The 10,256-nt window shown below is 71.0% G+C and carries 11 protein-coding genes; 5 read left to right on the forward strand and 6 right to left on the reverse strand.

Annotated features, from left to right (window positions below):
• Window positions 1–31 precede the first annotated feature (31 nt).
• Window positions 32–907: a cation diffusion facilitator family transporter gene (locus ACZ63I_RS07565; protein ID WP_469337035.1), complete on the reverse strand. Its 876-nt coding sequence runs from the start codon at window positions 905–907 to the stop codon at window positions 32–34.
• Between the two features lie 355 nt (window positions 908–1,262).
• Entirely contained in the window at window positions 1,263–1,814 is a 552-nt protein-coding gene (locus tag ACZ63I_RS07570; RefSeq protein ID WP_469336334.1) for a ferritin-like domain-containing protein, read from the reverse strand.
• 201 nt (window positions 1,815–2,015) lie between these two features.
• Here ACZ63I_RS07570 and ACZ63I_RS07575 point away from each other — a divergent pair, with 201 nt between their 5' ends.
• Window positions 2,016–2,858, forward strand: coding sequence for an SDR family NAD(P)-dependent oxidoreductase (locus ACZ63I_RS07575; protein ID WP_469336335.1), 843 nt, complete (start codon window positions 2,016–2,018; stop codon window positions 2,856–2,858).
• Here the strand turns inward: ACZ63I_RS07575 and ACZ63I_RS07580 are convergent.
• Window positions 2,821–3,609 carry a uracil-DNA glycosylase gene (locus ACZ63I_RS07580; RefSeq protein ID WP_469336337.1) on the reverse strand — a complete coding sequence of 263 codons (789 nt, stop codon included), beginning with the start codon at window positions 3,607–3,609 and terminating at the stop codon, window positions 2,821–2,823. The genes ACZ63I_RS07575 and ACZ63I_RS07580 overlap by 38 nt on opposite strands.
• A 165-nt stretch (window positions 3,610–3,774) precedes the next feature.
• Here ACZ63I_RS07580 and ACZ63I_RS07585 point away from each other — a divergent pair, with 165 nt between their 5' ends.
• Window positions 3,775–4,998, forward strand: a complete 1,224-nt coding sequence (locus ACZ63I_RS07585; RefSeq protein WP_469337037.1) for an FUSC family protein — start codon at window positions 3,775–3,777, stop codon at window positions 4,996–4,998.
• 268 nt (window positions 4,999–5,266) lie between these two features.
• Window positions 5,267–5,893, forward strand: coding sequence for an LAETG motif-containing sortase-dependent surface protein (locus tag ACZ63I_RS07590; protein WP_469336338.1), 627 nt, complete (start codon window positions 5,267–5,269; stop codon window positions 5,891–5,893).
• A 347-nt stretch (window positions 5,894–6,240) separates the two neighbouring features.
• Here ACZ63I_RS07590 and ACZ63I_RS07595 read toward each other — a convergent pair whose 3' ends face one another.
• Complete coding sequence (locus ACZ63I_RS07595; RefSeq protein ID WP_469336340.1) at window positions 6,241–6,780, reverse strand: DUF6328 family protein; 540 nt, start codon at window positions 6,778–6,780, stop codon at window positions 6,241–6,243.
• Between the two features lie 233 nt (window positions 6,781–7,013).
• On the opposite strand from ACZ63I_RS07595, the gene ACZ63I_RS07600 reads away from it, so the two are divergent.
• Window positions 7,014–8,039 (forward strand): PHP domain-containing protein, encoded by a 1,026-nt coding sequence (locus ACZ63I_RS07600; protein ID WP_469336342.1) that lies wholly within the window; start codon window positions 7,014–7,016, stop codon window positions 8,037–8,039.
• A 119-nt stretch (window positions 8,040–8,158) separates the two neighbouring features.
• Here the strand turns inward: ACZ63I_RS07600 and ACZ63I_RS07605 are convergent, their stop codons facing one another.
• Entirely contained in the window at window positions 8,159–8,887 is a 729-nt protein-coding gene (locus ACZ63I_RS07605; RefSeq protein ID WP_469336344.1) for an SRPBCC family protein, read from the reverse strand.
• Window positions 8,871–9,617 (reverse strand): ArsR/SmtB family transcription factor, encoded by a 747-nt coding sequence (locus tag ACZ63I_RS07610; RefSeq protein ID WP_469336345.1) that lies wholly within the window; start codon window positions 9,615–9,617, stop codon window positions 8,871–8,873. The genes ACZ63I_RS07605 and ACZ63I_RS07610 overlap by 17 nt, the downstream gene beginning before the upstream one ends.
• A 156-nt stretch (window positions 9,618–9,773) precedes the next feature.
• On the opposite strand from ACZ63I_RS07610, the gene ACZ63I_RS07615 reads away from it, so the two are divergent.
• Window positions 9,774–10,133 carry a DUF4190 domain-containing protein gene (locus ACZ63I_RS07615; RefSeq protein ID WP_469336347.1) on the forward strand — a complete coding sequence of 120 codons (360 nt, stop codon included), beginning with the start codon at window positions 9,774–9,776 and terminating at the stop codon, window positions 10,131–10,133.
• Window positions 10,134–10,256: the final 123 nt, after the last annotated feature.

Here is a 10,256-nt window from a genome sequence, read left to right on the forward strand (position 1 = left end):
TGCGACGCGCCAGGAGCGGTCCAACGACCCGTCAATCCTCCGACGGCGCCTCGGTGATGTCGAGGTAGACCTGGTCCGCCTCGGGCCAGGTGTGGGTCACGGACTTCTTGATCCGTACGCAGACCAGCTCCACGGCCTCGCTGTCGAGGCCGGGCATCAGGTCGACCCGGGCGGCGACGAGCGTCGAGTCCATGCCGAGCTTCATGGTCAGCAGCGAGGCGACGTTGTCGATCTCGGGCTGCGCGGACAGCATCGAGCGGATCCGGCCGCTCATCTCCGGGTCGACGGCCTCGCCGATCAACTGGGTACGGGCCTCGGCGCCGAGCCGGTAGGCGATGTAGACGAGCAGCACACCGATGGCGAAGGACGCGCAGGACTCCCAGACGATGTTCCCGGTGATCCAGTGCAGCGTCAGACCCGCCATGGCGAAGAGCACACCGAGCACGGCGGTCGAGTCCTCGGCGAGGACGGTCCGCAGGGCGGGGTCCTCGGCGCCCTCCTTCTCGCCGCGCACCTGCACGATCGCCCTTATCAGCGAGGTGCCTTCGGCGAGCAGCGCGACACCGAGCACGACGAGGCCGATGATGTAGTCCGACGCGTGCTCGTGGGACTTCTCGCCCAGCGCCTCGAAGCCCTGGAAGAACGAGAAGCAGCCGCCCATGACGAAGATCCCGACGGCGGCGAGCAGCGCCCAGAAGTAGCGTTCCTTGCCGTAGCCGAAGGGGTGCTGCTCGTCCGGGGGCCGCCGGCTGCGGCGCAGCGAGGCGAGCAGGAAGACCTCGTTGAGGCTGTCGGCGACGGAGTGCGCGGCCTCGGACAGCAGCGCGGGCGACCCGGTGAACAGCCCGCCGACCGCCTTGGCCACCGCGATCAGCAGATTCGCGCCGAGCGCCACCAGGACGGTCACCTTGGTCTTGCTGTCGGACTCCGCCTGACTCCCGGACTCCGCCTGGCCGTCGGACTCCGGCTGGCTGCCGGGCTTCCCCTGGCTCTCGGGCTCTTTCTGGCTCTCGGACTCTGCCGGACTGTCGGACTCTTTCTGATTCAACTCGTCTCACCTTGATCAGTACGTGAAGTCATCGCCGGTGAACCGGGGTGGCTGGCCGCTCGACCCAGTTTCGGGTGCCACCTGAAATCATTTCCAAACGCGCGGCCGCCCCGGCGTGGCGACCGCGCGGAACGGATGACGGCTGCGACAAGGAGCACCCCGGTGCCGGCGGGGGCGCCGGCACCGGGGTGCTCGCGGGGTGTTGCGGGGGTGGTCAGGCGGTGGGCTTCTGCGCGGCCGGCAGGCGTTCCAGCAGGCCGCGCAGGTCGTCGGCGTGCTCCTCCTCCTGGGCGAGCAGGTCTTCGAAGACCCGGCGGGTGGTGGGGTCGCCGTCGCCGAGCCACTGGGTGATCTCGGTGTACGAGGCGATGGCCACCCGTTCGGCGACCAGATCCTCCTTGATCATGTCGATCAGGCCGGCGCTCGCGTCGTACTGCGCGTGCGAGCGGCTGGTGAGGGTGTCCGGGTCGAAGTCGGGTTCGCCGCCGAGCTGCACGATGCGCTTGGCCAGCTTGTCGGCGTGCTCCTGCTCCTCGGCCGCGTGTTCGAGGAACTCGGCGGCCACCGGTTCTGAGTACAGGCCCGACGCCGTGTAGTAGTGCCGCTTGTAGCGCAGGGTGCAGACGATCTCCGTGGCCAGTGCCTCGTTCAGCACCTGGATGACGCGCTCGACATCGGCGCCGTAGGCATCCGTCACCGGGCCCTTCTCGATCTCCTTGCGCGCCCGCGCCCGGAGTGTCTCGATGTCGGTGAGGAACTCAGCCATGGCCGTGCACATCCTTGTCTGTCTGCGGAACCGGATACCTTTCGTGCCCCTTCGACTGCCCTGTCCGTTCCCCGCCACTCCTGCGTTCTCCCCGTTCCCCCTGTTCGCGCGGCAGGCGTGGCCGCGCGGCCACGCGGCGCCCGCGCGCCCCGCGCGTGGCATCCTGGCGGCGCCCGTCAGGACCGCCCTGGAAGGAACCCCGTGAGTGGCACCCGAACCGTTCTCATCACCGGCGCGACCGACGGCCTCGGCCGCTCCCTGGCCGGCCGGCTGGCCGGTGACGGCACCCGGCTGATCCTGCACGGCCGGGACCAGGACCGGCTCGACGCGACCGCCGACGCACTGGCCGCGGCCGGCGCCGTACGTCCCGACACCGTGCTCGCCGATCTCGCCGACCTGGCCCAGGTGCGCCGGCTGGCCGCCGACGTACGCGGGCTCACCGACCGGCTCGACGTGTTCGTGAGCAACGCGGGGATCGGGTCGGGCGAGCCGGACGGGCGTACCCGCAGGACCAGCGCCGACGGCTACGAGCTGCGCTTCGCCGTGAACTATCTCGCCGGATTCCTGCTGACCGTCGAACTGCTCCCGCTGCTGCGGGCGTCGGCGCCCGCCCGCATCGTCAATGTGGCGTCGCTCGGCCAGAGTCCGCTCGACTTCGACGACCTCATGCTGGAGCGCGGCTACGACGGCGGCCGGGCCTACGGCCGGAGCAAGCTCGCCCAGATCATGTCCGGCTTCGAGCTGGCCGGGCGGCTGCCCGCCGCCGAGGTCACCGTCAACAGCCTGCATCCGGCCACCTACATGCCGACCAAGATGGTGCTGTCGGAGATCGGCCGCAGCGTCGACACCCTGGAGGAGGGGACGGCCGCCACCCTGCGGCTCGTTGCCGACCCGGCGCTCGCGGGCACGACCGGCCGCTTCTTCGACCGGACCCGCGAGACCCGGCCCGCGGCGCAGGCGTACGACGCGGCGGCGCGCGCCGAGCTGTGGCGGGCGAGCCTGCGGCTCACCGGGGCGGGCGACCCGTTCCCCGGTCCGGCGTAACGGGACCGCGGGCACGCAGGCCCGCCGCCTCCGCCGCTTCGGTCAGTACGTCACGCAGCATCGCCGCGGTGAGTTTGCCGGTGAACATGTTGCGCGGACTGACGTGGTAGCAGCCGAACACGTCGAGCCCCGCCCCGCCGTCGGCCGCCGCCAGCGTGATCCGGGCGCCGTGCCCGAAGACCGGCCTCGGCCGGGGCACCGACCAGCCGGCGGCGGCCAGCGCCGGAAAGACCGCCTGCCAGCCGAACGCCCCGAGCACCACGAGCGAACGCGCCGTGGGCCGCAGCAGGGTGAGATCGCGGACGAGCCAGGGCCGGCAGGTGTCGCGCTCCTCGGGGGTCGGCTTGTTCTCCGGCGGCGCGCAGTGCACCGGCGCCGTCATCCGTACGCCGTGCAGCCGCATCCCGTCGTCGGCCGACCGCGAGTCGGGCCGGCTGGCCAGACCCACCTCGTGGAGGGCGGCGAAGAGCACATCGCCCGACCGGTCGCCGGTGAACATCCGTCCGGTGCGGTTGCCGCCGTGCGCGGCGGGGGCGAGACCGACCAGCAGCATCGCCGCGTCCGGGGGACCGAATCCGGGCACCGGGCGCGCCCAGTATTCCTGCCCGGCATAAGCGGGCAATCCCTCGGCCGCTTTCCGTTCCCGCCAGGCAACCAGACGTGAACAGGCGCGACAATGCGTCACCCTCTCGTCGAGTTCCGTGAGATCGCCGGCGCGCGCCGCCTCTTCCAGGGGGAACCCCGCGTTCATTTCGAGCCTCGCATTCGGAACGGCGGTGCGTACGCCCCCGACGTTATGCGCCGCTGCTCCGTATGGACGCGACCGGCCGGGGTATTCGCGTCTCTCCGTGCGCGGTTCCGGTCCGGAGCGCCCAGGAGGGGGAAAGGTGACGAGGTGCGTGACGTCCGAGAAGCAATGAGCGCCCTGCCGGCGGACCTGGTCCGGCTGCGCCGTGACCCGACCGTCGCCCAGACGCTGCGCTCCGTCGTGGCGGCGACCATCTCGTACGTGGTGGCCCTGCGGCTGAGCAACGAGGCAGCGCCGCTGACGGCGCCGCTGACGGCGCTGCTCGTGGTGCAGGTGACGCTCTACTCCACGCTGACCACCGGTATCCGCCGGGTGAACTCCGTGGTGACCGGCGTGCTGATCGCCATCGGCTTCAGCGCGCTGGTCGGGCTGACCTGGTGGAGTCTGGCCATTCTGCTGCTGGCCGCGCTCGTCGTCGGACGGTTCGTGCGCGCGGGTGAGTTCGTGGTCGAGGTGGGGATCAGCGCCATGCTGGTCCTCGGCGTGAGCCAGGTCGCGAACACCGCCTGGGACCGGGTGCTGGACACCCTGATCGGCGCTGTGGTGGGGCTGCTGTTCAACGTGCTGTTCGTGCCGCCGGTGTGGGTGAGCACGGCCGGCGAGTCCATCGAGGGGCTGGCCCGCCGGATGCGCCAGCTCATCCTGCGGGTGAGCGAGGACCTGGGCGCCCCCAAACCGGTCGATCTCGCCGCCGCGCGACTGCACGAGGCGCGCCGGCTGGACAACGACATCGCCGAGGTCGACGCCTCGCTGCGGCAGGCAGAGGAGAGCGTACGGCTCAATCCGCGGGTCAGGGAGGGCCTGTTGCACCGGGTGGTGCTGCGCACGGGGCTCGACACGCTGGAGATCTGCACGGTGGTCCTGCGAGTGCTGGCGCGGACGCTCACCGACCTGGCGAAGGCGCGCAGGGAGGAGCCGCTGTTCCCGCACGAGATCGGTGCGGCGCTGGAGGAGCTGCTCGGCCATCTCGCGGACGCGGTGGTGAGCTTCGCCGTGCTGGTCACCAGCGATGTCAGCGCGAGCGCGGAGATGGCGGAGGGCCGGCTGGCCGCGGATCTGGCGGCGGCGACGGCGAGCAGGGAAGAGGTGGCGCACATGCTGCTGCTCCGGGTTCAGGAACGGCCCCGGCAGTGGCAGTTGTACGGTGCGGTCCTCACCGAGATCGACCGGATGCTGGACGAGCTGGACATGGAGAACCGCTCGCAGCGGCTCCTGGAGGAGCTGGACAGGGCGTCGCGCGAACAGCGCGAGAAGCACCCCCGGCTGGCGGCGTTCCGGCAGTGGACCGTGGGTGCGCTGCCGCGCGGGGGCCGGCGAACAAAACGCCGCTAACCGGACCAACACCGGTTCGCCGAAGGCGTGTTGACGAAAACTTTGCCGAATATTCTGTTACCTGTGATGAATACCGGCTGAGGTGCGCAAACTTACCTATCCTGCCGCTCCCGTACGACGAATTCCGGGCGTTCGGCCACTGTTTTCGGGCCATCGCGCACGTGGGAAGCGTGAGTTGGGAGGGGTGAGTGAGGACGCCAGAGGCGAGGGCGATACTGTGCGCCCGCGCCGTCAATGTGGGCGGCGCCGTTTATCGCGGAGGAATTCTGTGACTGTATTCAGAGGATCGTGGAGGCGCCCCGGCGCCCTCATAACGGTCGCCGCGGCAGGGATGCTGGGGGTCGGCCTGTCGGCCGTCCCGGCCGCCGCGCACACCCCGGCGTGGACGGTGGACTGCTCGTCGGTCACCGTCACGTTGAAGAACTACGACAACAAGGCGGGCAACACCGTCACCGTCACGGACGTGACGGACAGCAAGCCGCTGCTGGACTCCTCCTTCGAGCGGGAGTTCCAGAAGACGTTCAACCTGGAGAGCCACCAGGGCGAACTCAAGCTGCACCTCTCGGTGAAGTCGGCCGACGGCCAGGGCGCCATCGAGGAAGACAAGACCGCCCCGGCGTGCCCCGGCCAGGAGTCCTCGTCGCCGGCCCCGTCCGAGTCGACCCCGGCGCCTGAGACCTCGTCGCCCGCCGTCGAGTCTCCCGCGCCCAGCGAGTCGAGCACCTCCCCCGCCGCCGTGCTGCCCTCCTCGCAGCCCAGCCCGGCCGGTGACGACCTCGCTGAGACGGGTTCCTCCAGCTCCACCCCGATGATCGCCGGCGGCGCCGCTGTCGTCCTCATCGCCGGTGCGGGCATCCTGTGGGCCTCGCGCAAGCGTCGCGCCACCTCTGCCTGATCTCTGTCGGACACCCCCGGTTGTCACGACCGGAACAGCCGTGACCCGGATCTTCCTGTCCTTGTCGCCATGTCGGATCCCGCCCGGACCTTGCACCGCCAACACTCGGCGGCGGCCGGTCGGGACACCTCCGGCCGAGAGACGTGGACCGGACGACAGCTCGCCCAGCAAGCAGGGCGCTTCGGTCAGGCTCCACAGGTTCCATTCGACGAGGACCGCGCGCACCGTCGCGCAGGCCAAGGGTGCACGGCGCGGCAGTGTCGGCACGACCGGGGGAACGTCGAGCGGAGTTCGACGCGGTGGCAGGGCCCCGCGGGCAACCAGCCCGCGGGGCCCTGCCATGTCTCCTACTCCTTGCCGCCGCGTCCCGCCCACAGCGGCAGGAACAGCCAGCAGAACAGGTACCAGGCGAAGACCCCCGACACGATCCACGGCACGAGGTGGTTGTGGGTCGCCACCCGCAGGATCAGCAGCAGCGCCGTGACGAGGGTCGCCAGCAGCAGGGACAGGCCCGTGACGGTCAGTCGGGCCGCCCAGGTCACCGCCCTGGGCTTGATCCGGCGCCCGGAGACGACCCGGTGGAGGGCGACGGGGCCGATCAGCGCGCCGGTGGCGGCCGCGCCCAGTACCACCGTGATCAGGTAGATCGTCGTGTCCGACTCCGACAACTGGGCGAAGCGCGGGGTGAAGACCACGGTCAGCAGGAAGCCGAACATGATCTGCACGCCGGTCTGCGCGATACGTATCTCCTGGATCAGCTCCCCCCACTGACGGTCGGCACGCTCTTCGCGCGTCTCCTCCCGGCCGTCCCCGGGCGTCTCGTCCCGGCCGTCCGCGTCCTGCCCACCGTCTGCGTGCTCTTCGTCCCGGTGCGTCGTCACCGACATGCTGCCCTCCGTGGCGTACAGGTCAAGGTCTGGTCAAGCGATGGGCAACGGGTACCCAATACGCGCCGTCACAGGCAGTACGGAACGGGGCGGAATCAGCGGCGGGATGCGGCACGGCACGGCGGCGCCGAGAATGCCGGGAGGGGCCGGGAATGCCGGAAAGGACCGATACCCGGCCCGACACCCCGCCCGACAGCCGAGCCGACAGCCGAGCCGACACGCTGGGAGCGCCCATGGATCCGGTGCAGGCACTCGACAGGATCGCGTTCCTGCTGGAGCGGTCGGGGGCCGAGACCTATCGGGTACGGGCGTTCCGTACCGCCTCACAGGCGATCTCCGGCATGGCGGCCGACGAGGTCGAGCGGCGCGCCGCCGCCGGGACCCTCACCCGGGTGCCGGGGATCGGTCCCAAGACGTCCGACGTCGTACGTGCGGCGCTGAACGGCGCTGTGCCGGACTATCTCGCCCGGTTGGAGCGGGAGGCCGCAGGACCGCTCGCCGAGGGCGGAGAGAAGCTGCGGGCCGCACTGCGCGGCGACTGCCATCTGCACTCCGACTGGTCGGACGGCGGCAGCCCCATCGAGGCGATGGGCCGGACGGCCGCCGCGCTGGGGCACGAGTGGGCCGTCCTCACCGATCACTCGCCCCGGCTCACCGTCGCCCGCGGCCTGTCGCCCGAGCGGCTGCGCGAACAGCTCGACGTGGTCGCCGAACTGAACGCGCTCTGGGCGCCGTTCGAGCTGCTGACCGGGATCGAGTGCGACATCCTGCCGGACGGCTCGCTCGACCAGGAGCCCGAACTCCTCGCCCGGCTCGACCTGGTGGTGGTCTCGGCGCACTCGAAGCTGCGGATGGACGCGCGCGCCATGACCCGGCGGCTCGTCGCCGCCGTACGCGATCCGCACACCGATGTCCTCGGGCACTGCACCGGGCGGCTGTTGACCGGCAAGGGCCGTCCTGAGTCGGAGTTCGACGCAGAGGCGGTCTTCGCCGCGTGCGCGGAGTCCGGGACGGCGGTCGAGATCAACTGCCGTCCCGAGCGGCAGGATCCGCCCCGGCGGCTGCTGCGCCGGGCGGTCGCGGCCGGGACGCTGTTCGCCATCGACACGGACGCGCACGCGCCGGGGCAGCTCGACTGGCAACTGCGCGGCTGCGCGCGGGCCGAGGAGTGCGGCGTACCAGCCGACAGGGTCGTCAACACCTGGCCGGCCGAGCGCCTGCGGCAGTGGACCGGGTCCGGAGACGGGACCCGGCCCTGAAGGCGGGACCCGGGCCTGAAGGCGGGGCCCGGCCCTGAAGGCGGGGCCCGGCCCTGAAGGCGAAACTGCGGGCCTGAAGGGTCGACGACCCCGGGGTCCCGCCGTCAAGGCCCGGTGAATCAGCCGAACAGGCCGTCCAGCCGGCTCTGCCAGGCGCTCTCGATCTGCTTGGCGTCGGCGCCCGGCGCGAAGTCGTGGACGGAGACCCCGACCGGCGCGCCGAAGTGGTTCCTGCCGAACAGCCGGTACATCGCGTCGTCCGTGCGCAGTCCGAGGAAGTACGCGTTGCGGAAGTCGACCACGGCGTCGCCGCCGCGCCCGCCGGGCACCGCGAACGTCACCGTGTCGCCCGCTGCCGCTTCGTCCGGCACGCCGAGACCCCGGACCGCCGCGTCGAAGGCGTCCTCCGCCGTGGAGGCCGCAGGTCCTTCGACCGAGGCGTACGTGACGGCGCGGCCGGTGAAGTGCAGCAGGTACTGGCGCAGGGTGTGCAGGTAGAAGTCGGTGTGCTTGTCGGCGCCGTCGTACTGGTTCTCCCAGTCGTCGACGAAGATGCCGCTGTGCACGTAGCGCACCCATGAACCGCCGCCCTCGCGCGGCTCGATGACATGGTCGAGCTGGTTGAGCGTCTGCTGGTCCATGCCCTCCACGCTCTCGGTCCGCGCCGTCAGCCGGCGCTCCGGCTGCCACGCGGTGACCGTGCCGCCGAACGGCGCGGCGCCGCCCTCGCGGTGCTCGTACTCCAGGGGCCACAGCCAGGCGCCTGTGCCGGTGGTGATCGCGGCCCAGACCTCGGCGGGGCTCGCGTCGACCTCGAACTCGCGGACGATCTCAAATTCCTTCGACATGGTTCCTCCTCTGACCGGACTCCTCGGCCGGCTGTTCGCCGGGCTCTTCGGTGAGTTCGCCGGTGGTTCTGGCAGTGGTTTCTGCGGTTTTGTCGGCAGTGGGTCCGACGGCGCTGTCGGCAGTGGGTTCGACACCGGTTTCGGCAGTGGGTTTGACGGTGGGGTGCAGTGCGACGACGATCCGGTGGTCCCGGCCGCCCTCGGCGTCCGCCGTGTGGTACTTCGCCACCAGCGCGCCGACGCCCCGGGTCAACTCCTCGACGAACGCGGCCCGGTCGGCCGCCGACGCGAACCGGACCTCACCGTCGAGCGCGTACGTGGCGAGCCGTTTGCGGGCCTTGGCCGCGCCGGTGATGAGCGTGCCCACGTCGCGTACGAGTCGGGCGGCGACGGCGAGCATCCAGCGCGCCGAGAGCTGGTCGCGGAAGCGGTCCGGGTCGGGCTGGACCGCTGCCAGGGCGAGCGGCGAGATGACGTACGAGGCGGCGGTCGCCCGCATCAGCCGCTCGGTGACATTGCCTTTCCTGCGCTCCCCCGCCAGCTCCACCAGGTGGTGCCGTTCCAGCGCTCTGAGGTGGTAGTTCACCTTCTGGCGCGGCAGTCCGACCCGGCCCGCCAGCATCGTCGCCGACGCGGGCCCGGCGGCCAGCTCGGCGAGCAGCCGCGCCCGTACAGGGTCCAGTGAGACGGCTGCCGCCGTCGCGTCCTCGATCACGGTCACGTCCAACATGGCTCCACCGTCTCACCGAAAACTTTTTTTGTCCAGACGCATTAGATTGTCGGTGACAGACCATGACACGTACACCGCACGTCCGTCCTGTTTGATCGCGCCACCGGGGGCACACGGGAGAGAGCTTTATCCGGGACTTACAGGGAGGGGTGTGGCGTGACGCCCACACAGAAGAACGGTATGGCGATCGCGGCACTGACACTGGGGATCGTGTCGTGCGTGCTGTTCTGGACGGTGATCGGCGGGATCGTCCTCGGCATCATCGCCATCGTGCTCGGCATCCTCGCGGCGCGCCGGGCCAAGGGCGGTCAGGCACCGCATCGCACCATGGCCATCGTCGGTGCCGTGCTGGGCGCGCTGGGTCTGATCGTCTCGGGCGTGCTCGTCGCGATCGGCGCCTCCATCCTGAACTCGGACGACTTCAAGAACTACAACGACTGCGTGCAGCACGCGAACAGCCAGTCCGACCGGGACCAGTGCGCGAAGGACTACTCGCACGACGTGAAGGACGACTGACCCGACCGGGCAGTGAGACAAGGGGGGTGGGGGGCGGGCGGGGCCGACCCCCCCCGGGTCGCACCCCCGGGGGGGCCCGCCCCCCCCCCAGCGCCCGGGGGGGGGGGGCCCGGGCGGGCGGGG

It is taken from the genome of Streptomyces sp. NPDC087906, from assembly GCF_055584925.1.

What these genes read in the sequence shown, in the direction of transcription:
- ACZ63I_RS07570 (WP_469336334.1), bottom strand. Translation starts at nt 1,814, where the DNA reads ATGGCTGAGTTCCTCACCGACATCGAGACACTCCGGGCGCGGGCGCGC.
- ACZ63I_RS07580 (WP_469336337.1), bottom strand. Translation starts at nt 3,609, where the DNA reads ATGAACGCGGGGTTCCCCCTGGAAGAGGCGGCGCGCGCCGGCGATCTC.
- ACZ63I_RS07585 (WP_469337037.1), top strand. Translation starts at nt 3,775, where the DNA reads ATGAGCGCCCTGCCGGCGGACCTGGTCCGGCTGCGCCGTGACCCGACC.
- ACZ63I_RS07595 (WP_469336340.1), bottom strand. Translation starts at nt 6,780, where the DNA reads ATGTCGGTGACGACGCACCGGGACGAAGAGCACGCAGACGGTGGGCAG.
- ACZ63I_RS07600 (WP_469336342.1), top strand. Translation starts at nt 7,014, where the DNA reads ATGGATCCGGTGCAGGCACTCGACAGGATCGCGTTCCTGCTGGAGCGG.
- ACZ63I_RS07605 (WP_469336344.1), bottom strand. Translation starts at nt 8,887, where the DNA reads ATGTCGAAGGAATTTGAGATCGTCCGCGAGTTCGAGGTCGACGCGAGC.
- ACZ63I_RS07610 (WP_469336345.1), bottom strand. Translation starts at nt 9,617, where the DNA reads ATGTTGGACGTGACCGTGATCGAGGACGCGACGGCGGCAGCCGTCTCA.